23 protein-coding genes and 1 tRNA gene are annotated in these 24,751 nt (G+C 44.6%); 12 read left to right on the top strand and 12 right to left on the bottom strand.

The genetic code is table 11. The features are described 5' to 3' along the window. The first annotated feature begins 50 nt into the window (after positions 1-50). Both WC490_00230 and WC490_00225 read left to right on the top strand, forming a co-directional pair. Positions 51-482 carry a hypothetical protein gene (locus WC490_00230; GenBank protein ID MFA5097043.1) on the top strand — a complete coding sequence of 144 codons (432 nt, stop codon included), beginning with the start codon at positions 51-53 and terminating at the stop codon, positions 480-482. After that, a complete protein-coding gene (locus WC490_00225; GenBank protein ID MFA5097042.1) occupies positions 475-984 on the top strand; it encodes a response regulator in 510 nt (169 codons plus the stop codon). Before WC490_00230 ends, WC490_00225 begins: the two co-directional genes overlap by 8 nt. A gap of 5 nt (positions 985-989) precedes the next feature. Here WC490_00225 and WC490_00220 read toward each other — a convergent pair whose 3' ends face one another. The 3 genes from WC490_00220 to WC490_00210 are packed head-to-tail and all read right to left on the bottom strand — an operon-like array spanning position 990 to position 5,061. After that, a complete protein-coding gene (locus WC490_00220; protein ID MFA5097041.1) occupies positions 990-2,939 on the bottom strand; it encodes an ATP-binding protein in 1,950 nt (649 codons plus the stop codon). Between the two features lie 2 nt (positions 2,940-2,941). Beyond that, positions 2,942-3,961: a class I SAM-dependent methyltransferase gene (locus WC490_00215; GenBank protein MFA5097040.1), complete on the bottom strand. Its 1,020-nt coding sequence runs from the start codon at positions 3,959-3,961 to the stop codon at positions 2,942-2,944. After that, the gene (locus WC490_00210) at positions 3,961-5,061 is read right to left on the bottom strand and encodes a class I SAM-dependent methyltransferase (protein ID MFA5097039.1); all 1,101 of its coding nucleotides are present in this window, start codon (positions 5,059-5,061) and stop codon (positions 3,961-3,963) included. Before WC490_00210 ends, WC490_00215 begins: the two co-directional genes overlap by 1 nt. A 27-nt stretch (positions 5,062-5,088) precedes the next feature. Between WC490_00210 and WC490_00205 the strand changes: the two genes are divergently transcribed. The 4 genes from WC490_00205 to WC490_00190 all read left to right on the top strand — a co-directional run bounded on the left by WC490_00205 (position 5,089) and on the right by WC490_00190 (position 10,324). Further along, positions 5,089-8,055: a TaqI-like C-terminal specificity domain-containing protein gene (locus WC490_00205; GenBank protein ID MFA5097038.1), complete on the top strand. Its 2,967-nt coding sequence runs from the start codon at positions 5,089-5,091 to the stop codon at positions 8,053-8,055. Beyond that, positions 8,052-8,696, top strand: coding sequence for a hypothetical protein (locus tag WC490_00200; protein MFA5097037.1), 645 nt, complete (start codon positions 8,052-8,054; stop codon positions 8,694-8,696). The genes WC490_00205 and WC490_00200 overlap by 4 nt, the downstream gene beginning before the upstream one ends. A 409-nt stretch (positions 8,697-9,105) precedes the next feature. Further along, positions 9,106-9,684: a hypothetical protein gene (locus WC490_00195; GenBank protein ID MFA5097036.1), complete on the top strand. Its 579-nt coding sequence runs from the start codon at positions 9,106-9,108 to the stop codon at positions 9,682-9,684. Next, positions 9,668-10,324 (top strand): hypothetical protein, encoded by a 657-nt coding sequence (locus WC490_00190; GenBank protein MFA5097035.1) that lies wholly within the window; start codon positions 9,668-9,670, stop codon positions 10,322-10,324. The genes WC490_00195 and WC490_00190 overlap by 17 nt, the downstream gene beginning before the upstream one ends. A gap of 150 nt (positions 10,325-10,474) precedes the next feature. On the opposite strand, the gene WC490_00185 is transcribed toward WC490_00190, so the two are convergent. The 4 genes from WC490_00185 to rpoN form a co-directional block, all read right to left on the bottom strand. Continuing rightward, positions 10,475-11,842, bottom strand: a complete 1,368-nt coding sequence (locus tag WC490_00185; protein ID MFA5097034.1) for a sigma 54-interacting transcriptional regulator — start codon at positions 11,840-11,842, stop codon at positions 10,475-10,477. Next, positions 11,839-12,174, bottom strand: a complete 336-nt coding sequence (locus WC490_00180) for a hypothetical protein (GenBank protein ID MFA5097033.1) — start codon at positions 12,172-12,174, stop codon at positions 11,839-11,841. The genes WC490_00185 and WC490_00180 overlap by 4 nt, the downstream gene beginning before the upstream one ends. A gap of 119 nt (positions 12,175-12,293) precedes the next feature. Then, a complete protein-coding gene (locus WC490_00175; protein ID MFA5097032.1) occupies positions 12,294-13,646 on the bottom strand; it encodes a sigma-54 dependent transcriptional regulator in 1,353 nt (450 codons plus the stop codon). After that, entirely contained in the window at positions 13,639-15,003 is a 1,365-nt protein-coding gene (gene rpoN, locus WC490_00170) for an RNA polymerase factor sigma-54 (protein MFA5097031.1), read from the bottom strand. Before rpoN ends, WC490_00175 begins: the two co-directional genes overlap by 8 nt. 168 nt (positions 15,004-15,171) lie before the next feature. On the opposite strand from rpoN, the gene WC490_00165 reads away from it, so the two are divergent. After that, positions 15,172-15,732: an arginine decarboxylase, pyruvoyl-dependent gene (locus tag WC490_00165; protein ID MFA5097030.1), complete on the top strand. Its 561-nt coding sequence runs from the start codon at positions 15,172-15,174 to the stop codon at positions 15,730-15,732. On the opposite strand, the gene WC490_00160 is transcribed toward WC490_00165, so the two are convergent. Genes WC490_00160 through WC490_00140 form a run of 5 tightly spaced genes read right to left on the bottom strand, consistent with a single transcriptional unit; the run spans position 15,729 to position 21,754 of the window. Further along, positions 15,729-17,048 (bottom strand): TolC family protein, encoded by a 1,320-nt coding sequence (locus WC490_00160; GenBank protein MFA5097029.1) that lies wholly within the window; start codon positions 17,046-17,048, stop codon positions 15,729-15,731. The genes WC490_00165 and WC490_00160 overlap by 4 nt on opposite strands. Then, complete coding sequence (locus WC490_00155; GenBank protein MFA5097028.1) at positions 17,045-17,335, bottom strand: PG0541 family transporter-associated protein; 291 nt, start codon at positions 17,333-17,335, stop codon at positions 17,045-17,047. Before WC490_00155 ends, WC490_00160 begins: the two co-directional genes overlap by 4 nt. Further along, complete coding sequence (locus WC490_00150; protein MFA5097027.1) at positions 17,332-20,433, bottom strand: efflux RND transporter permease subunit; 3,102 nt, start codon at positions 20,431-20,433, stop codon at positions 17,332-17,334. The genes WC490_00155 and WC490_00150 overlap by 4 nt, the downstream gene beginning before the upstream one ends. Next, positions 20,426-21,325, bottom strand: a complete 900-nt coding sequence (locus WC490_00145; GenBank protein MFA5097026.1) for an efflux RND transporter periplasmic adaptor subunit — start codon at positions 21,323-21,325, stop codon at positions 20,426-20,428. Before WC490_00145 ends, WC490_00150 begins: the two co-directional genes overlap by 8 nt. Before the next feature lie 12 nt (positions 21,326-21,337). Next, positions 21,338-21,754, bottom strand: coding sequence for a MarR family transcriptional regulator (locus WC490_00140; GenBank protein MFA5097025.1), 417 nt, complete (start codon positions 21,752-21,754; stop codon positions 21,338-21,340). 130 nt (positions 21,755-21,884) lie between these two features. Here WC490_00140 and WC490_00135 point away from each other — a divergent pair, with 130 nt between their 5' ends. The 5 genes from WC490_00135 to WC490_00115 all read left to right on the top strand — a co-directional run bounded on the left by WC490_00135 (position 21,885) and on the right by WC490_00115 (position 24,744). Next, a complete protein-coding gene (locus WC490_00135; GenBank protein MFA5097024.1) occupies positions 21,885-22,964 on the top strand; it encodes a chorismate-binding protein in 1,080 nt (359 codons plus the stop codon). A 77-nt stretch (positions 22,965-23,041) separates the two neighbouring features. Beyond that, positions 23,042-23,115, top strand: a tRNA-Met gene (locus WC490_00130). An 83-nt stretch (positions 23,116-23,198) separates the two neighbouring features. After that, complete coding sequence (locus tag WC490_00125) at positions 23,199-23,711, top strand: NUDIX hydrolase (GenBank protein MFA5097023.1); 513 nt, start codon at positions 23,199-23,201, stop codon at positions 23,709-23,711. Positions 23,712-23,738: 27 nt separating this feature from the next. Next, positions 23,739-24,062, top strand: a complete 324-nt coding sequence (locus WC490_00120) for a hypothetical protein (protein MFA5097022.1) — start codon at positions 23,739-23,741, stop codon at positions 24,060-24,062. Between the two features lie 16 nt (positions 24,063-24,078). Continuing rightward, complete coding sequence (locus tag WC490_00115; GenBank protein ID MFA5097021.1) at positions 24,079-24,744, top strand: DnaJ domain-containing protein; 666 nt, start codon at positions 24,079-24,081, stop codon at positions 24,742-24,744. The last annotated feature ends 7 nt before the right edge of the window (positions 24,745-24,751 follow it).

The raw sequence follows: 24,751 nt of genomic DNA, 5'->3' as shown, positions 1-24,751 counted from the left end.
GTCTGCATAATGTTGCTATTATTTATCCGACAAGATAAAGGATGTGAATTATGCAGCCTCTTTCAAAAGCACTATTTGTTATTGTAATGATCCTGTTTGTCCCGATATGGCTGCCTTTAATGGTCGTTTATGGGATGATAATAGGACCGATAGGGTATGCGATCCTCTTTTATCAAAAATTCTACGAAGACTATTTGCTGGAGAAAAAGCTTTACAAACATTACCTTGTTTTGAAAAAAGTTGGCAGATGGGAAGAAGAGACAAGAGATCCTGATACCGGAGAACGAAAAAAGAATACACCCCCTTCTTCTCCGAGAAGGGCCGCTTTTGATGTTGCTATCTTAACGGCATTGATGTTTGTGGTTATGTTTCTATTCGGCATTATTGCCGGGCCAATAAAGGCGATCATACTATTTTGCAGACGCATGTATTTCTACGCTTTTCCTGATGAGATACTTGTAAGGAGAAATAAGAATGTTTAAGCCCTTGATACTGATGGTTGATGATGAAAAAGACTTTGCGGACATGATCGTTAATAAGATCAGGTTGTCAGGAAAGTATGATGCAAAAGCAGTATATAGGGCAAAAGACGCGTTTCTTGAGATTGAAAAGAATAAATGGTTTTTGGATATTCCCAAAAACCGAATAGCATGTATTCTTCTTGATATTAAAATGCCGGAAATGGATGGCATGCAATTTTTGGAAAAACTATGGGAGATAAGGAAAGAAGAATATGAAAAGAGCAGTTCAGAATTGAATCTGGATAAGATGAAGTCTTTCATCCCTGTCATAATCCTAAGCGCCTGGGAAGATGATGAGAAGTGGAAGAGAACACCCCGTAAGCTCGCTTATCTAAGAAAGCCTGTTAAAGAAGAAGAATTATTTGCAACTCTCGATAGAATAATTATCGGTGGTGAGCAGGAAATAGAAAAGATGAAGATCGAAGTCCATGATAAGGGCAAAGAACGGGGCTTTTTGAAATAGTTTAATTAAACCGCGGGCAGAATTATCTTGAATGTTGAACCCTTGCCGACCTGGCTCTGGACCTCGATCCTTCCTTTTAATTCTTCAATGATCTTATAAGAAATGCTTAATCCTAAACCTGTTCCGTTCTCCCAGGTGCTGAAGAACGGATCGAATATCTTTTCAAGGTTTTCCTGCTGTATGCCGGTCCCTGTATCTGAAACCTCAATAACAACCTTTCTGGATTCGTTTTCTTTTGTTTCATAAGTCTTAATTGTTAAATTTCCGCCGTTAGGCATTGCTTTTATCGCATTGCTAGTCAGATTGATCAGTACTTGATGAAGATCGTCTTCAATAGCCAAAACATTTGGGACAGGATTAAGTTGGGTCAGAAGTTCCGTATTCTTTGAAGAAACCAATCCGACAATATACTGTTCTATAAATTTATTAATATCAATCTCTTTATTAACGGCTGCCTTGGATTTTGACAGATAAAGCATTTTGTCCACAATTCCGGCGATCCTGTCAACATGCTTTAAGACAAGGGTTTGAAATGTTTTAATGCTGTCTTTGTTTTGATCTACTTTTGAAATATCCTCGGTCGATGACCTTATGACAGCCAGAGGGTTTCTTATTTCATGAGTAACTCCCGCGGTTAATGTTCCGAGTGAGGCTAAGCGAGCGGAGCGGGACAACATTTTCTCCGTTTCAAATAGCTTTTTCTGTGTAGAACCGAATTCATGTTTGATTTGCTCATAAGGCTTTATTCTGTCGAATATGAGGACCGCTTGGTTCATAAGTATTCTGAACAGCGTGAGATCTCTATCGTCATATGGATCTTCGGATATTTTTGGTCCAAGGATCATAAGCGCTTCAAGTCCTGAAGAAGATGAAAGAGGAATCACAAGACCTTCTTTTGTTTGCGCCAAATCGTCATATGTTTGTCCGCTTTCTCCTTTCTTTACATCGATCTTGCTTATTCTTATTGTGGATTTTAATTCATCGGAGATAAGATCGAAAACTTCAGTTCTTTCAACAACCGGCACCAGCTTTTGAGATATTCTGTTCAATAGCTTGCCTGAATCATACCAACCGGTTATCCATTTTTCCTGGAGGGGCGTTTGAATCAAAGATCTCAGCTTGTCCGCAAAGAAAAGCCACAAGAAACAGGTAATCGCATTCGCTATTATCGACAGTCGGTCAGGAAAAGGAATGAAATTGATAGCTATAAATGAAAGAATGATCACAAAAAATACAGAGCCGTAGGCCATTGCTCTTGTTATAACAAGCTTAATATCCATTAACTCATGTTTCATCATTGAATAGACCAACACAATGACGAATAAGAAAGTTCCAAAATTGCCAAGAGGGAAGATATTGATATTGTACATCGGTATTATTGTTGAAGCAGCACACGGAAAGCCAATCAAAGTGCTTATCAATATGTAGAGATTCCTTTGCTTTACTATGTTGTTTTTCTGCCCTATTATCGCAAATGCCAAATATACAGATGCGATCAGTATTGAAAGAGCAAACTGCCAGACATAAAGGCTATATAAAATGCCTGCCCTCGGAAAGAATTGAAATAAAGACATGCTCGAAACATAGGATACTATTGATGATGGATAAAGAAATGACAAATATTCCAGCAACAATAAGATCAATATATTTATATAGATCAAAACTCTAAAGATCAGGCTTTTGGAATTAATAAAGAAATAGACAAAAATGAAATAGAAAACGGGAATAAAAAATGCAAATCGATGTAAATACAGCGACCACGAATACGCACTGATGTAACCGATGGACAGCGCATGCCCGAATATCCCAAAGCACCAGGCAGATATTGACAAAAGCATGAAAACAAAAAATGTTTTATCCTGTGTCAAAGGACGCGATTTAACAAGAACGAATATGGCCAAAATAATCGACAGAGCGGCGCTAAATAGATTTGTATATGCGTAAGCCGATAACATTATTATTTCTCAATAACCAGGAAATTGTAACATTTCCCGTTTTTTGGGTAATCAAAACGATGTTTTTTTACGTGGGCGTCAGAAATAATATCAATCAAGTCATCCTCATCGCGGTATATCATTTCCCATTTCCCCAATACTTCATAATACGAATGAAGCTTCTTGTTCTTTTTTGAGCAATTGCAGATCAGCATAGTTCCGCCATCTTTTAAGAGCGAATAGAAAGTGGTAAACACCTTTTTAGCTATCCTGTCCGGCAGGTAATCGAATATTCCGGAAAAATAGATCAGGTCTTGGGGCTTGAGCAATGATCCAATATCCCTCGTTTTAATCATTTTAATGATGTCTTTTAGGATGAAATTCATCTTTATTTTGTTATTGAACGAATCACGCTTCAGTTCATTCTTTATGTATTCGAATGCCTTCGGCTCGAAATCAATGCAGTTAAATTCATTAATGTGGGGGTGTTCCCCTGAAATATCCAATAATTCTCTGATCGATCCGCTGGCCACACTTGTTATGCCGGGCGATTTATATCTTGAAATCGTGCTAATTATTATCGACTTAAGGTATTCTTTTCTGGCAACATTTGATAAACAAAAAGGCGACTTTACCGAATAATAGTTGATCAGCTTTTCGAACGACGATTCGCCGATAAACTTATCCTGATAATCAATAATGTAGTTCATCAGGACGAAATCGCCAGGATACCCAAAGGGCTTATCATAAATATGTTTATTGATTTTCGGAAAATACAAGTAATCCCACAATGTTTTTATATAATAATCCTGATTGTCCTTGTATTCAGTTTTATCTTTTATGTTGTCAAATATTGACGATGTTTTTGAAAAGTGTTCATCCATTGTTTTTTTGAATCCGGGAAAAATGGTCAACAGATAAGCCTCGGCATCTTTTTGAACATCGGCCTTATCCATGGCATCTAATTTGTCTTTGTATTCTTTTAAGAATGCCAATATTAGTTTTGTTTCTTTGATAAGTGTAATGTTTAGGTTGTTTGTCATTACTTTTTTGTAATCTCAAAGAAGATAATAACTTTACTATCATCTCTTGAAAGTGAGATATCAATATCCTGGATATTAGCTTTCTTTATCAGGCGTACGATATCATCCTCTGTTCTGGGCACAAACTTCCAATCGGTAAGCCAGTCTTCCTGAATCGGCTTATATTGATCCACATCTTTGATCGTTAATACGCATTTGCTGCCGGATTTCATTCCAGATAGTATCAAGGTGATGAGTTTTAACAACATACGGTCCGGAAAGTAATCTATTAATCCTATGCTATAGATCAGATCACTATTCTCTATCAACGATCTGTCACCTTTTTTTACCATGTCAACAAGGTCTTTTTGTAAGAAAGATGCATTAATACCTTTTAATTTACTTTTTGAATACTCAAGGGCTTCACTGTCAAAATCAACGCAAGTCAAATTCGAAATATTATTCAGAAGATCCGGGCTTAATTCTCTTATCTCCCTGATTGAACCGCTGGCAAGATTCAATATGTTCAATTTGTCCCGTTTTTTTATAATGTTTTGCAGAACAACTCTCATCATGTCTTTTCTGTCCCTAACGGCCATTGTGAGACGGCTTCTTAGAAATCCCAAGTCAAAATACATTCCAAGACCGGAAGAGACAGCTTTATCATCATAAATGTATTCGAGCATCATATAATCCCCAGGATAGCCCCTTGGCTTATCAAGAGCTCTTTTCATAATAATGCTTTGCGACATATACGGATAAATTAGTTTTCGGAACAGCTCTTTGATCTCGATGATGGTTTGCTTGTGGACTATAGATTGTTCAAGTTCATGGCCTGTTTTTACAATATTAAAGGTAGCTTTATTTAAGGTATCTTGTGATGATGAACTGTAGTTTGGGCTGTTTTCAACCTTGATCTTGAAGTCGCTTACAAAATTTATGTAGTTTTGAACATTGTTGGCAAAAAACTCCTCAATTAATCTCATTTTATCGGAGGTTACTTGAAAACCGCTTATTTTTGAAATAATATCCTTATTCATCTTTAATTCTTTTATATTATACTCACATATATTGCCATTGTCATTAATTTTATCTTTTTGATTACCTCCTTTCTTAATCAATTGTTAGATAGTATAATCATATCAAACATGAGCGCGCCAAAAGAGATATTGGAGTTGGTTGAGCGATTTAAGCGGAATCTTGAGGAATACAAACAATTAAATTATAAGGAAGCCCGAGTACGTCAGGATTTTATTAATCCTTTCTTTAAGCTTTTAGGCTGGGATATCAATAATAAAGAAGGCCTGCCGGAAGATGCCAGAGAAGTTGTTGTAGAGGATTCCATAGAAATTCAGGGAAAACAAAAAGCTCCGGATTATTGCTTCAGGGTAAAGGGTGACAGAATATTCTTTGTTGAAGCCAAGAAACCCGGAGTAAATATTAAAGAATCCATTGACCCCGCATATCAGATAAGAAGATACGGCTATACAGCCAAACTCCCTGTATCGATACTAACGGATTTTGAAGAGTTCGCGATATATGACACAAGAATTAAACCAAACAAGAAAGACGGTTCGCGCAAGGCGCTTCTCTTTTACTGTAGATATGAGGAGTATGCTGAGAAATTCGATGATATCTATAAATTATTCGCGAAAGAAAATGTGCAGAAGGGCAGTCTAAAGGATTATCTGGGTACAAAGCTTCCCAAAGGCGCTTATGAGGTTGACAAAGAATTCCTAAAAATGATCGAAGACTGGCGGAGCCTGCTTGCCAAGAATATCGCGATCAACAACCTTAAACTAGAGATAGACCAATTAAATCTTGCGGTACAGAAAATCATCGACAGGATCTTGTTCTTGAGGATAGCGGAAGATAGGGGCATTGAAAACTCCGAGACACTTCTCAAGGTCACAAAGGAAAAGCGCATTTATCCGGCTTTGGTTTTGTGTTTTGAGCGGGCAAACAGGAAATACAACAGCGAGTTGTTTAAAAGTGATATTGCGATCGACTCGCTCGCAATAGAAAATAAGGTTTTGGAAGAGATCATCACCGGGATATATTATCCTGATTGTCCGTATGCTTTAGCAGTGCTCCCTATTGAAATGCTGGGCAATATTTACGAGCAATTCTTGGGAAAGACCATACGGCTTACGGAAGGGCACCAGGCCAAGGTTGAAGAAAAACCGGAAGTAAGGAAAGCAGGCGGAGTCTACTATACACCAAAATATATAGTCGATTACATTGTCAAGAATACTGTTGGTGAAAAGATAAAGGGTGCTACGCCAAAGGAAATAGAAAGGCTGAAAATACTTGACCCCGCGTGCGGTTCCGGATCTTTTCTTCTCGGAGCCTATAACTGTCTAATGACTCATCATCTTGCTTATTATACAAAGCCAGCTAACCGCGCCAAGGCGTTAAAAGACGGGCGGGTATGGCAGGCCGCAAACGGTTCATTCCGCCTTACTATAAAAGAAAAACAGGATATACTTTTGAACAATATTTTTGGTGTTGATATTGACGCCCAGGCTGTTGAGGTGACAAAACTGTCTCTGATGCTTAAACTGCTTGAAGGCGAAGGAGATGAAAGCGCGGGCAGGCTGTTTAAATACAGCCAGGAGAAATTGCTCCCTAATTTGTCCGGCAATATTAAATGTGGAAACTCCTTGATAGGTCCGGACTTTTACAAGGACAAGAACCTTTCTCTTTTTGACAGTGAGGAAATGAAAAAGATCAATACATTTGATTGGAACGATAAGATTAAGGGGTTTGGAGAGATAATGGACAAAGGCGGATTTGATTGTGTGATAGGGAATCCGCCGTATGTCCGGCAAGAATCACTTTCGGAATTTAAAAAATATTTTGAAGCTCATTATCAAGTTTATCAAGGAGCTGCGGACCTTTATTCATACTTCATAGAAAAAGGTGTTGGACTGCTAAAAAATGCTGGTCTTTTCTCGTATATTGTGGCAAATAAATGGATGCGTGCTAATTACGGTTCTTTGTTAAGAAATTTTTTAAAGAATAGTGGGTTGTCGGAAATTGTTGACTTTGGAGATCTTCGAGTATTTGAAAATGCGACAACATATCCTTGTGTTGTAAAAGTAAAGAAAGGAGCTGTGCATAAAACTATTGCGGCAGTAAATGTCACAAGCTTAGAATTCTCCGATCTTTCAGAATATGCTAAAGATAATTGCTTTGTTGTTGATTTGTCTGACCTATCTACTGACGGGTGGGCTTTGGTTGATAAAAAAACGAGTCAATTGCTTGATAAATTAAGAAAATCCGGAGTTTCTCTTGGTGAATATGTTAACAATAAAATATATAGGGGCGTCTTAACAGGACTTAATGAAGCCTTTGTTATTAATGAGGACACAAAAAACCGGCTTATTAAGGAAGACCCGAAAAGTGCGGAAATTATTAAGCCCTTGTTGGCAGGGAGAGATATAAAACGATATGAGAATTTAGAAACAGACAAATATTTGATCCTTATACCTAACGGATGGACAAATAGAAATCGTGGTGCTAAAAATGCGGAGAACTATTTTTGCAGCACATATCCATCCGTGTCAAGGCACCTTAAAGAATATGAAAATCAGGCTAAAGCCAGGTATGATAAAGGAGATTATTGGTGGGAGCTTCGTAAATGCGCCTATTATAATGAATTTAAAAAACCGAAATTCTTATTGCCAGATATTTCTTTGAGGGGCAATTTTGCCTACGATCCAACAGGGGAAATCTATTGTGTTAATACCGCTTATATTATTGTGTCTGATGATAAAAGGCTGTTGGGAATATTAAATTCCAAATTGATGACTTTCTTCTATAAGCACTTATCTGCAGTATTTCGCGGAGGATATTTGAGGTTTATATACCAATATCTTGTACAGTTGCCAATAGCATCCTCTTTAAAAACAGACAGGTTTGAGAAGAAAATGGATGCTTTAGTTGTCCAGATGCTCGAAACGCAAAAAAAGTGTAAATCTGCCAAATCAGAAAACGACAAGAAGCACTATCAGCAGAAAATGGAGATTATTGATAATCAGATAGATAGGCTGGTTTATGAATTGTATGGGCTGACGGAGGAGGAGATAAGGGTGGTGGAGGAAAACAAGTGACAGAGGAGCCCAAATTTAAAAACACAGAGGAAATTAAATTGTTGCTGAATGGGATGAAAGATATTGTCCTTAATATTTTGCAAAAAGACAGCAATTGTTATTTTCATACATTATTGCTCATCGGAATGCTAAATCGAACATATGAGCTCACAGAATCAGCTATTTGGGCTATTGATAATAGCCGGCCTATAACAGCCTTTAATATGCTAAGAGGTTTATTTGAGACTTTGGGATATATGTATTATTCTATGGAAAAATTGAAACAATCATCTTCACTCATCAAATATAACGAGGAAACATCCCATCTCCTTTTAGGGTCAAAAAAGAGCAATAGTCAATATCAAGCAACAAATATATTAACTTGTATTGATCGAGCAACGAAGACATTTACGAAACTGAGAGAGCAATATGATAATATTTCCGAAATAGTGCATCCTAATGCATCGAGCCATGCTTATTGTGCGCGACCAGATGATGAGGAGGTTAAATCTGTTGTGTTTCGAATACCAGCTTATGAGTTTAAGAATCAGGATAAATTAATGGTGACAAATATGGTTGGCGAATGTTGTTGCAACATCCAGTCGTTGTGCAAAGAAATTCTTTCTGATTATGACTCTATACAATGTAAGGACAAAAGGTAAAGGTGGAAGAAAAGAGATGATTACTTCGAGGGAGCTGTTCATTGGTGTTATTTTTCTTTTCATTCCCAAGCCATGGGGATTATCATTGTTTTATTTGCTGCTGTTGTGGGTTGCATTTAAAATAGTCGTGGCCGGATTATTTTCTATGTATATTTTAAATACAAAATTACCTGGTTTTATTTGTTATAAGTTGCAGGATGCAGGACACCCTTCATATCAAGATGAGCAATGTCTTAGCGCGGGCGGCGCCCCATATATACAGGCACTAAAAAGAAGGCCTTCAAGAATGGATTTGTTTCGTGCGTTAATGAAGGTGTCTGTTAGAGGTAGATATAGTATATTCTTGACCGATACATAATGTAAAACAAATTGATTGTTAGGTTTTAAGAAGTCACAAAATAAAGGGACAATGGAAAAAGAAGACATTTTTAAAAAGCTAAATGATTTTAATAAGAATGCCGAAGAACTCTTTGCTCACAGCTTTATCAAAAAACTTCAAAATACGGGAGTGTCTATTAATTGGGAGAGAGACAAAGGGACATCTGTGCAGCTGAGATCTCCTGATGAGGAGTCGATAAAAGCAGTTGTTAACGACATTCGAAAGTTTTTGCAGAAGAATGATTCTTTGAAAATAGATAAATTGCAAAATGTTTATAAATCCAAGAACGTTGATAAATCTGAAAAAGATGAATACGTGAATATATTAAAAGAAAGAGAAGAATTTGAGAATAGTTTTGCAATGCTTACCGTAAACAGTATCAGTTTAAAGGTTATAGATGTTTTTAATGTTTTTCTTTACGGAAAGTATGCTCATCGTTCCGAAGGAACAAAGGATATTCATGATGAATGGGAAAGTATCCCAGTGTTATACGAACTTATGAAGAACGAGTTTATTAGGGCCCTTCATGTTTACATACAACTCATCTCTAATATTGTATGTATAAATAAAATAGTGATTGCAAAATTAGAAAATGATGCGCAAGTATGACCAACCCCCAGACAAGACAAGCAAGATGAATGTTGAGACAAACACATTCTTTTTACCAATTGATCTGCTTAACGGTATTGACAATAAAATTGACAGCGCATCCGAAAAAGTATTTTTTAGTTCGCCAAAAACCGAATATCAGAAAATGAGAGAAGCATGGGCCGCTTCCGTATTCTGTTCTGCGTTATCAAGAAGTCATCCGGGATCTAAAGTTGGAATTCTCGAGGAATTTCCTGATTTTGAAATTAAAATTGGTTCTGATACATTAAAATATGAGTTTACTGAAGTTATGAAGCCTAATCGAAAGCGAAGTGAAGAGTATAGAGACAAAACGGAAATCTTAAGAGAATATAGGCCTGCCAAATGTAGTCAGGAAGGGCCTGATTGGATTATTGAAGCGGTAGAGAAAAAGATTAGAAAAAACTACAGACCTATACCGCATTTGCTCGTGTATGCAAACTTCGAAGGAAGGCCGGACATAGTTGCAATTAGGGCAAAATGTCCGAATGAGTTTTTGTCCACTTGGATTCTTTGTGGCACAGATATTATTCAGCTATTTCCAAGCAAATATTTTGGCGAAGAATATATGGATTGGGCTCCTTCGGGGATAGATTCTTTTCATCCTCGTCAAACGCAATAGGGCTTTGCGGAGGGTGTGGGAGGAGCAAAGCCCGTTCATTATTTCTTGCGACCAAGCCGCCCAATATTTCGCTTCTTGCAGCCGTGTATGGCATTAGGTATAATCAGAGCAATCAGACCGGTAGTTTTAGAATTATCGTCGAGGCGCAAACTACTTAATTTCCAGCGTCTCGATCTTTGAAGAAAGCGAGGCTTTGGTCATCCCCAGAAGGTCCGAGGCGCTGTCAAGATCAAAATCCGACCTCTTAAGGACCCTGAAAATGAAATCCTTCTCGAACTTTTCCGTCAGTGAGTCGAAAGACAAAGATGCTTTATCCTTTTGTCCGTGTAAAGAAGTCCCCTGGCACAGGACCGAAAGAGGCAGGTCCAGAGTGGCGAGCTCTCCGGAGGCGGACCTGAGCAGGGCGCCGCAGAGAACGTTCCTTAACTGGATGTAATTGCCTGGCCATCCGTAATTCTGAAGACAGGATATAGCGTTTTCGGAAATAGCTTTATTGTCCAGGCAGGACAAAGCGGCGCACTCCTCGATCAACTGGGACGAGAGAGCGGATATGTCAGAGGGCCTTTCGTTGAGGTCTGCGAGCGATATTATTTCTTCAGTGGCAAAGATATCAAGGCCCGGGATAAGGATACCTTCGCCTATAAAGGCCTTAAGGTCTCTGCTGCAGGCAAATATTATCCTTGTGTCGTGGCCGGATACCGCTGCTGCTCCCAGCTTGCGGGATTTTTTTCCCTTGATGGTCGAAAGAAGGTCTTCCTGAACGCTTTTTGGCAAGTTCTGCAGGTTGTTTATGAAAAGAGTGCCTCCCGAGGCTTTTTCGAAAAGACCCTTGCCGCTGCTGAGAGCATCAACAAAGGCTCCCTTTGAAGACCCGAACAAAATGGTGTAGAGATGCGAAGCATCTGCGCCCGACGGGACATCGAACTTGATAAAAGGGAAGGTCTTTCTTGAGCTTTTTGCGTGTATAAGACGGGCGGCGAGCTCTTTTTCTGTACCGCTGCTGCCGACTATCAGAACAGGTCCGTCGCTTAAGGCAAGGGACTCGACCACCTGAGAAGCTTTTTTTGCCCGTAAGCTTGTCCCGACAAGCCCGCTGACTTCAAGGCTCTTGGATCGGGCCATGATCTGCCTAAACTCCTCTTTGTTCCTTCTTTTCTTGATCAGGCCTTTGGTCATCCTTATTATCTGATCCACATCAAAAGGCTTTACTATATAATTATTTGCTCCCAGCAGCATCGCCTGGCTTGCCTGCGCCACATCGTTTACGGCTGTCACCATGACCACTTCCATGGAGGAGTTGATATCTTTTAGCCTTTTTAGGGTTTCTATCCCGTCCATTCCTGGCATTCTTATGTCCAGGAACACGATGTCGATGTTCTGATCGGCGGCCTTTTTTACGGCAGCCTCTCCGGTTGCCGCAAGAAAGACCGAATAGTCGTCAGATAGTATCAGCGAAAAGGATTCCCTGATGCTGGATTCGTCGTCCACAACTAGAACAGCAGGCTTTGTCTGTGTCATGCATTCAGCTCCGGTGATCTTGCGAACCTGTCTATTACTATAAGGGCCTGTCTGCGAAGTTCCGGGTCTTGAAGAATGCCGCAGGAAATAGTTCCAAGCATGTTCCTGTAGTGTTTTCCCTTGCTTATCGCGCTGCCGAACTCCGCCTCAAGCGCGGAAGAGACCATTTTTTCCACAGCCTCTTTGAGCAGGTCCGTGGTAAAGATGCAGGAAGAAAGTTTTTTCTCAAAAGCTTCAAGCTTGTCGGGGTCCTGGATGCCAAAAAGCAGCGAGGTGCTGTCCGTGCCCTTATCCTGCTCAAGCCCCGCGCGGTTGAGGTTCATGTCCTGCATATCTGTGCCCTCCTTGCTTTTATATAAGCAATTCCTGCGCCGCACCTCGATCGGCCATAAATGCGCTTTTTGCACCTGATAGTGTGCAGAAGAAGCCCTGCTATGTGTGCGCTTAAATTCTACTTCTTTTTCAGTTTTTGTTCAAGCTTGGAAAGGGTGTTGCGGTGGATGCCGAGTTTTTGCGCGGCAAGCGCTTTTTTGCCGCCGCTTTGCCGTATGGCTTTTTCTATGAGTTCGCTCTCAAATCTGGCCGTGGCTTCCTTAAAAGACAGGTTCTCCATCTGGCCCAGCGACATGGAAGTAGTGTCCTTTGAGATCTCGAACGGCAGGTCCCGCTCTTCTATCAAGGGGCCTTTTCCCAGTACTACAAGCCTTTCCATGAGGTTTTCCAGTTCCCTTATGTTGCCGGGCCAGTCGTGCGACTTGAGAAGCTGGAGCGCTTTGGGGCTCAGTCCTTTTAAGTTCTTTTTAAAAACGCGGTTGAATTTTTTTATGAAATGGAGACAGAGCTCTTCAATATCCCCTTCTCTTTCTTTAAGAGGGGGGACCGATACCGGTATCACATTGAGCCGGTAGTAGAGGTCCTCCCTGAAGGACCCGGCTTCGACCGCTTTTTTCAGGTCCGAATTGGTGGCGGCGATCAGGCGCAGGTCCACTTGTATCTGTTTTTCCCCTCCGACCCTTTCGATCGATCTTTCCTGTATCGAGCGCAGCAATTTGCCCTGCATCATCATCGGAAGGCTAGAGACCTCGTCCAGGAAAAGCGTTCCTCCGGAAGCAAGTTCGAATTTTCCGGTGTGCCTCTCCAGGGCTCCGGTAAAAGCGCCCCGTTCGTGCCCGAAGAGCTCGGATTCGAGAAGATTTTCCGGTATCCCCGCGCAGTTTACAGGGACAAAAGGCATTTTTGCCCTTTTTGAGCTCTGATGAACGGCTCTTGCCACCAGCTCTTTGCCTGTGCCGGTTTGGCCGCTTATAAGGACGGTTGAATCGCTTTTTGCAACCTGTTCTATGAGTTCAAGAAGACCTCTCATCTGTTTGCTGCTGCCCAGCAGTTTCCTGCTTTCCCTGAAGGACTGAGGCGACAGGTCTGTTCGCGCGCCGTCGAGCAGCTTTTTTTCGAGCGCCTTGCTGATGGCAAAATTAAGGTCTTCCATGTCAAAGGGCTTGGTAAGATAGTCGTAGGCTCCCAGTTTCATGGTCTTTACCGCTGTCCTTACGGTGTTGTCAGCGGTAAGCATTATTATGTTCGCGTCTTTATTGAGCGATCTGATCTTTTCTATCAGTTCGATACCGGTCGTGTCCGGCAGCCTTATGTCCAGCAGCACCACATCTATCTCTTCCTTAAGCACTTTTTCAAGCGCCAGAGAGCCGCTTGAGGCTTCGAAGACGCGGTACTTTTTGTCAAGCCCCATTTTTATGGCGCTCCTTAGGCTGTTCTCGTCATCCACTATCAGGACCCCGGCCTTATTCACTGCAAGTCCCCCTTTGTTTTGCGCTTCCAATACCGAGCTCCAGCCTGTAATCGGCCACAGTTCTCCTGTCTATTTCTATCCCTTTGCCGAGCAGCGCTTTCCTTATCTGCATGTCGGTCAGGGGATACTCTTTTTCTTCTTCACTGATCAGGCTCCGTATCACTTCTTTTATCTTTTCTGCGGTAAAAAGAGGCGCAACTTCTTTTGGGAAAAGGGACTTGAGCTTAAGCACGCCTTTCGGGGTCTCTATGAATTTTTCCGCCACCGAGCGGCTGATGGTAGAAGGATGCAGCCCCAATAATGACGCCAGCTCTTTCTGGGAAAGGGGGCAAGGGGCCTTGTCCTTTCCGCACAGATAGCCGAATTGTTTTTGCACAACGGTTTCTACTACCTTTTCCAGCGTGTTGCCTCTTTTTTCAAGGTTTTCCAGCAGTTCTTTTGCTTTTTGAAGTTTGGCCTTGATGAATTCGGCCGTTTTTTCATCGGTCTTAGGGTCGTCAAGCATTTTAAGATATTTTTGGTTGATGCTGATGCGCGGTCCCAGCGTCTTTTCCAGGTTCTCAATTTTTGGGGAGCCTTTTACCGCCTTGACGCAAAAGGACGGCACTGCCGGAGCGCTTGTCCTTGCAAAGCAGGCGCCGGGATACGGGGTCAGATTGTTCTTTATGAATTCCGCTATGCTTTGCACTCCCGAGACAGGGATCCCAAGCGCCTTTGAAACGGAAGAGTGATCCTTGCCTGCCAGGGCTTCAAGATGTCCCTCTATAGCGTCCACGATCACCTTTTCCAGCTGTTCGTCCTCAAAACTGTAGCGCCTTGCCTGGATGGACAGGCATTCCTTAAGGTCTCTGGCGGCTATCCCTTCGGGCTCAAGGGACTGCACAATTTCAAGGACCTGCTCGATCTCTTTATCGTCCGCTTCAAGGTCCGCTTTAATGAGCTCTTTCTTTTTTTCGTAGTCCGAAAGATAGCCGTTGTCATCCAGAGAGGCGATCAGGCTTTTTGCGATCTCTTCCTGCTTTGCGGTAAGGTTCTCAACAGAAAGTTGGGACAATAAGTATTCGTCCATGTTCTTGTACCTGGAAAAGTATTCCTCGAGGTCCTTTTTTTCTGCCCCTCCTTTTTCAAAAGCGTCGCGGTAGGGAGATTTAGAAGAATATCTGAGATAATCCAGAAGCCGGTCGTTCTTTTCCACCTCAATGAGAGGGTTTTCTTCGGCTTCCGTGCGGATGTTTTCGATGAGCTGCGTGTAAGAAGAGTTGAGGACCTTGAGCATCTGCATCATGCGCGGGCTCAGCATCATCGATATCGAAAGCTGCAGATCCTGTCCAAGACTCTGGCCGAGCATAGGCCCCATGGCGCCCTCCCTGTGATACATCCGTCCCGTAAATAGTTATCAAATGCGGAAAAGAAAAATTTCACGCATCTTTATCTGTGCTGAAATTTAATTATAGAACATCCGGCAGGCTTAATACAGCTCAATATATTTGACAAATCGCACAAAGGGGCTATAATTAGTCCTGTTATGTCTGTAATACTTCCTAACAGGATTTTTTTGACGAAGGGCGTGGGACGCCACAAAGAAAAACTCGCGAGTTTTGAGATGGCGCTCCGCGACGCGGGCATACAGGCGGTCAACTATGTGCAGGTTTCAAGCATTTTCCCCCCGGGATGCAAACTGATCTCAAAGGAGCACGGGCTCAAGATGATCAAGCCGGGGCAGATCACTTTTATCGTCATGTCCAGGAACCAGACTGATGAACCTCACCGCCTTATTTCGGCTTCTGTCGGGCTTTCCCTTCCTTCCGATACCGCCTCATACGGATACCTAAGCGAACATCACGGGCACGGCCTGACTGATGAGGAATGCGGGGATTATGCCGAAGATATTGCAGCGCAGATGCTTGCCACTACTTTAGGTGTGTCTTTTGACGAGAATTCCAGCTGGGACGAGAGGCAGGAGCAGTGGAAGGTGTCGGATAAGATAGTTAAGACCACCCATATCACTCAGAGCGCCATCGGCCAGCGCGACGGCTGGACCACAGTGCTTGCCGCCGCAGTGCTGCTTGAGAACGGAGAATCCTAAAAGAACCTTTCCCCCGTGGTCTTGTTAACCCGCGCTTTTGAGATTTCCAGGTCGTAAATGCTGTTCCACAAAGAGTTTTCTGCCCTAAAATTGGCAAGGAGAGCCTCAAGATAGGACAGGTTGGATGTTGTATTGGCCTTGTAGCCGAGTTCCGAGAGCCGAAGGGCTTTTTTTGCCAGGTCCCTTGCTATCTCGGCCGCTTTTACCCTTTCCCTGTTCCCCGTCAGGGTAAGCAGAGAGGTTTTTACCTCAAGAGTGATGACATCCTTGAGGGTTTGTTCCTGGGCCTTGGCGGTATTGAGCGCGGCATAGGCTTCCCTTATCACATTCGCCGTCCTAAAACCGTCGAACGGGCTCCAGGAGGCAACTATCATGGACCTCCAGTTGTCCAGGTCAAAATTCAATCCTGCCTGCTTGTACTTTGTGGAATTCATGCCGGCGGAATACTGGTACATGACAACGGGAAGATAACTTCCGTAAGAATATATTATGGCATCGCTGGCTACCTTAAGCCCCATCTTAAAGGACAGCCACTCCGGCCGGTTCTTAAAAGCGCTGTCCAGGATCTCTTTGGAGGTAAGCTCCCTGTCTCTATAATACGGGCCCTCAAGTTCTGCGACATCAAAATCCGAGCCCTGGTCCGTCCCCAGATTGGCCGCCAGGACAAGTTTTGCCGCCTCAAGCCCGGTTTGTGCGGAGATCTTAGATACCATAGAATTTGCAAGCTCTGCGCGTGCTCTGAGAACATCCGCGCTTGATGCCAGGCCGGACCTGTTAAAAAGCTCCGTCTGCCGCACATACCTGGCAAGATAATTCTTCGTTTCTTCTACGATCGAAACCGTTTTTTTTGCCTTAAGAACATCAAAATAAGAGGAAATAACATTGTATTCCACATCGTTCTTTGTCTTTTTGTATTCCTGCAGAGAGATGTCATAGCCTACTTTTGCTGCGCTGACGGCCTGCATTATCTGCCCGCCGGAGAACAGCAGCTGGGATACGGTTCCGCTGTAGGACATCACATCCGAGGGTTCGTTGGGGGTCGTGGAAAAGGTGCCGCCTCCCATGGAAGGAGGCAGGGTGACCGTCATGGGTTTGGTGAAGTTCTTTCCTGAAGACAGGTTCCCCGTGATCTGAGGTAAAAGCGCAGATCCCGCCTGGCCCATCTTGGCGGAAGCAATGCCGATCTTTTCCTTTGCCGTGATTATCTGCGGATTGTATTTTCCTGCTATTTCAAGGCACTTCTCAAGCGTAAGAGGCGCCGCTTGGCAGGGAGCTAAAAATAGAACTAGTGCCAGTATGGAGCAGAGCTTTTTCATATTATCTCCTCCACCGGAAAGGCAAAGACCTTAAGCCCTTCCTCCAGCTCCTGTTGTTTCAGGGGCTTTAGCAGGTTGGCGAGTTTGTCGCAGGATGCGTTTTCTGATACCACCAGAAGAGCGCTGTTGGAGCCCGGCCAGACCTGGGTGTCCAGGCGGGGTTCGGAGTGTCCTCCCACGCCCTGCAGATAGGGCAGCCTGGTATATTTTTTTACTTGTGCCTTTTCAAGGCACCCCATCACTTCGCACTCGATAGCAGGGGCAAAGATTATCAAAAGGGCTTTCATCTTTCTTCCTTTCCGCAGAGGGACCGCTCTGCCCTTCCTTTTTCTGACATATAATAAAGTGTCGGGACAAATATAAGGCTTATGACAAGGGACACCGATAATCCTCCTACGACTGATATTGCCATGGTCTTCCAGAACCCGGAGCCCTCGCCGGTGCCGAAAATGATCGGCATAAGCCCAAGAGCGGTGGTTAAGGAGGTCATTAGTATAGGCCGCAGCCTGGTCCTTCCGGCTTCAAGCACGGCCTCTTTTATTTCCTTTCCGCGTTCCTGGAGTATATTTATATAATCCACCAGCACTATGGTGTTCTTTACTGATATGCCGGTTACAAGGATCAAGCCTATGAACGGCATCACGCCAAAGGGATTCCCCGTGAGGAACAGGGCCCACACCACCCCTATGATGGCAAAAGGTATTGAGAACATGATGAAGAACGGCTTCAGAAAGGACTCGAACTGGGCCACCATCACAAGATAGATGAGGCAGATGCCCAGAAGAAGGGCGGTGAAAAGGCTTTTGAAGCTGTCGCTTATGTCCTGCGAACTGCCGGCTATCTTGACGCTGATGCCCTGCGGCGCGGGAAGCCTTTGCAGGAGCCTGTTTATATCTCCCGTTATATCCCCGAGCGACCTGCCGAAGTTGTCGGCTCCCACCTTCACTATCCTTTGCTGGTTCTTTCTCTGTATGACCTGGGGACCGCTTTTGAGCTCTATCTTTGCCAGATTCCCCAAAGTTACCTTTTTGCCCAGCCGGGTGGTTATCGGGACGTTCTTAATGTCCGAAAGAAATTTGCGGTCCTTTTCCCTGAAGCGCGAGAAGATATCGTATTCGTCCGAGCCTTCTCTGTACTTTGTGGCAATGGTTCCGTACAAATAGCTTCTTGCGTAAGAGCCGATCTCTGCAACGCTTAGCCCCAGGTCCGAGGCCTTGTCCCTGTCCACGACCACAGAATACTCCGGATTAGACTTTTCTCTTGAAACGGAAGGATCTACCACCCCCGGAATAAGCGACACTTTTTCCAACAGGGTCTCGGCAAAAGGATCAAGGGCTTCGAAATCGGATCCGTACAGTTCGACAGTTATCGGCTTTGTGCTCCCAGAAAGGGAATTTGCTCCGGTGGAATCAAAATCCACGGACTTAACTCCCGGGATGGAAAGCCCGATGTCAACCACCTGCCTCTGCAGCTGCTTCTCGTTCCTTTTCCTTTTGTTAAGCGGGATAACTTTTACGAAGACCCTTCCGTAATTAGGCCCCGATTTTGTGCCGAAGGCCATCGACTGGCTGGAACCGGCACTGACAAGGACATACTGCATCTCGGGCATTTCTTTTTTGATCCTGTCCTCGATCTTTTTCATGGCCTTATAGGTCTGTTCCAGTTTTACCCCGGGAGGCAGGGAAACCGTGGCGGAAAAGAACCCGTCGTCCTCGTCAGGAAAGAATTCCACTCCGGTAAAATAAAACAGCGGCAGGCTGAGGAAAAAGATGGCGGCGCAGGCAGCGATGATCTTGCCCTTTTTATTAAGCGCCCAGCCAAGCAGCCTCTTGTAATTATCTTCTATGGCAAGGAAAGTCTTTTCGCTCTTGTTGAAAAGGTCTTCAAAAAACCCGCCGGAGGACTTTTTGTCCTTTTTTACCTCCAGAAGCCTGGAGCAGAGCATCGGGGTTAGGGAGACCGCTGTCACATACGACATTGAGATTATAACAATGCTTATCATTGCCAACTGTCTGAAGAAAATGCCGATAAAGCCCGATACAAGAAGGAGCGGCAAGAAGATGACAAGGTTAGTGGTAGTTGCCGCAAGTACGGCTCCCGCCACCTCGCCTGTTCCATAGATAGAGGCTTCTTTAGGAGCCTCTCTTTTTTTGTCCCTGTGGCGGTAGATGTTCTCAAGCACCACTATCGCGTCGTCCACGACAACGCCGATGGAGATGATTATAGAAGCCAGCGAAATGATGTTGATGGTGTTCCCAACCACAAACATGTAAATAACCGCGGCTATCAGAGAGAACGGTATGGAGGCCGAGATTATCAGGGAACCCCTGGTATTGCGCAGGAACAGAAGGACCGTCAGCATCACAAAAAGGAACGCCCAGACCAGGGTCATTCCCAGCTCGCTTAATTGCTGGACTATGGACTCAGCGTTGTCCCTTATATAGACTATCTCAACATCCTCCGGAAGCTCATTTTTCAGGTTCTCGAACTCTTTTTTACAGGCCTCCACTACTTGCACCGTGTTAGCCCCTGATTGCTTCTGTATCTGGAGCATTATGCCCGGCCTGCCGTTGACCTCGGTTGAACTCTCTGGCTCGGCAAAGGAATCGGATACTGCTGCGATGTCGGAAAGATAGATGTCCCGTCCGTTGTAAGAGCCTGCCACGATCTTTTCTATCTGGGATACTTTAGTGAATTCGTTAGGCAGCCTTATGCCGTACTGTATCTGCTCGGTCTTGATATTGCCCGCGGGTATGGAGAGGTTGGCGCCTGCAAGAGCGGCGTTAACCTGCGGCATTGACAGCTTGTAGGCTTCCAGGCGCGCCCTGTCAACCTCAACATTGATCTGTCTCTTTAACCCGCCAAGGATGTTGACGGTGCCCACTCCCTGTATCTTTTTAAGGGCGGGGGAGATCTTTTTGTCCGCTATCTCGTAAAGCGATGTGTAGGACTCCTCGGCGGAGATCCCCATTACCAGGACAGGGATCTGCGACAGGTCAAATTTGAAGATCGTGGACGGCTGGACATCCCTGGGCAGTTTGGACCTGGCCAGGTCCATCTTGTCCCTGACATCGGCGGAGGCGCTGTCAAGGTCCGAACCCCATTTGAAAGAAATGGTCACGGTAGAGAGGTTTTCAATGCTGTCAGAAGTGATCTTGTCTATATTGGGCACAGTTGCGACCGCGTCCTCGATGACCTTTGACACGGTCGTTTCTATGTCGGCCGGCCCGGCGCCGGGGTAGGGGGTTATCACGGTCAGTGTCGGTATAGAAATATCCGGCAGGAGGTCAAGAGGCAGCCTTGAATAGCTGAACAGCCCAAGTATCGCCACTATGACAAAAATGGACAGCGTAAAAAGCGGCTTTGTTACAAAGTTCTTAATCATCCGATGCCTCTACTATCGAAGAGCCTTCCTTTACTACTCTTTGGCCCGACACTATCACCTTGTCGGAAGGCGAGAGCCCCGATACTATCTCTACAAGGCCGTTGTCCTCATAGCCTGTCTTAACAGGCATCCTAACGGCTTTTCCTTCTTTGGCAAGATAGATATATTTGTCGGTCCCGGAAAGAACGCTGTCGGAAGGAAGCAGCAGGGCAGAAGACTTTCTGCCCAGTACCAGGTCAACTCTGGCGAACATGCCAGGTCTTATCCTGTGGGAGGCGTTTGCAATGTCTATTTCGGCCTGGGCCGTCCTGCTGTAAGGGTCTATTACGGGCCGTATATTAGAAACCGAGGCGTTAACCGGCGCATCAGGATAGGCATCCAGAGTTATCCTTGCGGGGGTACCTCTTTTTACCATGGAGTAATCTTTTTCCGGCACATCCACATAGATCTTTACCCTGTCGATAGTATAAATGTTGAACACTGTGGTCAGTCCCGCAGTGGCCTGGTCGCCTAACCTAATGTTCTGCATGCCTATATAACCCGAAATGGGAGCAAAGGTCACCACATCCTCGAACATCTCGTCGGTTTCGCTTATGCCGGCAACATAGGACATCAGCTTATCCCCGCGGCTGACCAGGTCCCCCTCTCTTACATATATCTCTTCGATCCTGCCGCTGTTGGTGGGTTTTACGGCCAGTTCCGAGCTTCCCTTTATGTCCCCGGTAAGCGTAAGTTTGCTCTCTATAGGCCCCACAGAAGGCGGTTTGGCCATGACGGCAATAGGTCTTTCTTTTACCTTTGCGGTCTGAGACCTTACCCTGTTGATCACCCTGAACCCGATCAATAATAAAACCAGAGCTACCGCGATCCAAAAGATCTTTCTTTTATTCATCTTTCCTCCTTATTAAAGCTCTTCCGCGATCTTTTCCATAATATTGAGCAGGACCTCCTTGTCGCTTTCTTTGACCTTCTTAAAGATACCTGCAAGGGTCTTTTTCCTGTTCGCCAGCACGGTGCTCACCGTGCTTTTTCCTTTTGAGGTCAGTTCCACCCTTACTATCCTTCTGTCGCTGTCATCCTCTACCCGTTTTACAAGGCCCTCTTTGGCCAGCCTGTCTATCAACGAAGTGACATTGCCGAGGGTAACTTCAAGCCCTTCGCTTAAGTCCGACATTTTGCAGCCGGGAAGCGAATGTATAAGGAGCAGGGTCTGCATTTGGGTGACGGTGATCTCCACCCCGAGCAATTCCTTAGAAAAACACTTCTTGGAAAAAGTATGCATCGCTTTCTCGAGCCTGTCTATATAATCGCTTTCGCCCATAATAGTTTATCTGTTAAATAGTTTACAGCATAAATTAAATCGGGTCAACCCTCTGCCATGTTATAATCACCCCAGGTCATGAAACAGCCTCGCTGAACCCCGCAGGCACCCAGACCCCGCAATACCCTAAATGCAAATATTAATTGAATTCGAGAACAAGCCGCTCCTGTTTGACCAACCTTTGGATGTAATAAGCTGCTTAAGGCTTTCTGAGATCCGTGCATGCTTTGAAAAAATGGAGAATGCGCTTGGCAGAGGGCATTATTTGGCAGGCTTTTTGTCCTATGAAGCTGGATACGGGTTCGAAGACAGGTTCAGGTCCTCAAAAACCTTTGGCTTTCCCCTGGTGCATATGGGGGTTTATGGCCCTCCTTTAAGTCTGCCATTCAGAAAGGGAGAAATTTGCTCTTTACATGTGAAGGGAATGAACATTTCTAAGGATGATTATTTTAAGAGTATCGAAAAGATCCGGGAATATATTGCGGCAGGAGATGTGTACCAGATAACTTATTGCGTAAAGTTCAACTTTGAGCTTGAAGGAGATGACTTTGGTCTGTACAGAAAACTGAAGAGACAGCAGCCGGTCCCTTATCCCGCCTACATTAAAGAGAAGGACTTTTCCATACTGTCGCTTTCGCCCGAACTCTTCATTAAAAAGAAGGGCTCCCATATGACCGCAAAGCCGATGAAAGGGACCTGGCCTAGAGGGAAGAACTTATTGGCGGACCTTTGGAGCGCGCGCTGCCTTCACAAAGACCCAAAGAACAGGGCTGAGAACATAATGATCTGCGACCTTTTAAGGAACGATCTCGGCAGAATAGGCTGCGGCATAAAAGCGCCAAAGCTGTTCGAAGTCGCAAGATATACAACGCTGTGCCAGATGACCTCTACCGTTACCGCCATGGTCGCGGATGACCTGCCGCTGCAAAGGGTTTTTGAGAGTCTCCACCCCTCCGGTTCGGTAACGGGGGCCCCAAAGGTGCGCGCTATGGAAATAATAAGAGAAATTGAAAGCGAAGAAAGGCGGATCTATACAGGCGCCATCGGCTATATTACCCCTCAAAGGGACCTGTGCTTCAATGTCCCCATAAGGACTTTGCTTATCAAGGACGGGAAAGGGGAAATGGGAGTAGGGGGAGGTATAGTGTGGGATTCCACTCCGCAGGGCGAATTTGACGAGTGCATCTTAAAATCAAAATTTCTGGTATAATGAGAACACCGCGGGGTGGAGCCTTTCGACTCGCTCCGCTCGCTCAAGACCTGATTATAAATGTATAATGGCAATATCGCGGGGTGGAGCAGCCTGGTAGCTCGTCAGGCTCATAACCTGAAGGCCGTGGGTTCAAATCCCACCCCCGCTATACTTCGACTCACTGCGTTCGCTCAGTATAGGAAAGAGGATTCAAGCAGTAACCAGTAATGAGTGAGGAGCAAGGATCCCTGAATGCCTCATAAAAATAGAACCGTCGCCTCCGCAAAGAATTTTTCTTTTGTCAGCAAACCCTTAACACTTCCAAACGGACACAGGGGAACTTATTTATGCGTGGAGCATAACGGTGCGGCCGCAGTGGTCCCTCTGCTTTCAAAAGACAAAGCCATCCTGATAAGGCAATTTAGAATTGCGCTTGAAGAGTACATTTGGGAAATACCAGCGGGAACGCTCGAAAAAAATGAAAAGCCTGAAAAATGCGCAAAGAGGGAGTTGATAGAGGAGATCGGCTACAAAGCCGGGATCATGAAAAAACTCGGGACTATTTATCCTGCTGTGGGATATTCTGACGAGGCGCTACATCTTTATAAAGCCACAGGTCTTAAGAAGGCCAAACTCATGCGGGAAAAAGATGAGATCATCGAGCCGAAAGTATTCACAAAGGTGCAGGTAAGAAAAATGATCAGAAGTGGTAGAATAATGGACAGCAAGACAATAAGCGCGTTTGCGATGATGGGGTGGGTGTAGAGGTGGCAATATCGAAAGGAGCTTTTTATGCCAACGATCGATGATTTCAGGAAATTTGAGTTCAAGATCGCAAAGATCATTGAGGTCTTAGACCATCCCAACGCGGACAAATTGTATGTGATAAAGATCGACAACGGCGGCACCGAAAAACGGATCGTTGCGGGGATCAAATTGGCATATGCAAAAGAGGAATTGATCGGGAAATCGATCGTTCTGATAGACAATCTGGAGCCCGCTGTCCTGCGCGGTGTAGAAAGCCAGGGAATGCTGTTGGCGGCAACGGGAACTGATGGAGTTCCTGTCCTGGTGGTGCCGGAAAAGGCGGTTGAACCGGGGGCAAAAGTAAAATAACACGGGGGATCAAAAGATGCCGTCCCAGAACAAAGACTATTACAAGATCCTGGGGGTGGGAGAGACTTCCTCGATAGACGAGATCAAAACGGCTTACCGCAAACTGGCCAAAAAATACCACCCCGACATGAACCCCAATGACAGAAAAACAGCGGAAGCAAAGTTCAAGGAGGTTTCCGAGGCTTATTATGTCCTGGGGGATAAGAAAAGAAAAGAAGAATACGACCTTTTCAGAAAGGGCGGCTTTGCAAGGGGAGCAAGGGGCGGCCAGTCCTACACCTATACCCAGGGCTTTGATATCGAGGATCTATTATCCCACCTCGGTTTTGCCACAGGCGCCGGGCGCAGAAGTTCTTCTGCGGGCATGGACTATGAGATGTTCGATGATATTTTCGGGGATTCCTTTTCGGGAGGGGAAAGAAGGGGTTTTAACAGGGTTTACTCAACGCCTCCCCGCACCCAAAAGGTATCTACAGATGTTAACGCAGGCATCTCCATTCCGCAGGCGCTGGCTGTAAGCGGAGGCAAGATAGAACTCTCGATCCCCGGGCGAAAGCCCATCACCGTCATGGTGCCAAAGGGCATAACCTCAGGGACCAAGCTACGGCTTGCCGGGCTGGGCGAGAGCTGCCCGTGCTGTTCCAAAAAAGGAGATCTTCTGGTAAAAGTGACAGTGGGATAATAAGCTA

The sequence above is a fragment of the Candidatus Margulisiibacteriota bacterium genome, assembly GCA_041650635.1.
Taxonomy (GTDB): Bacteria; Margulisbacteria; WOR-1; order JAKLHX01; family JBAZKV01; genus JBAZKV01.
This window is presented reverse-complemented; position numbering and strand designations above follow the sequence as displayed.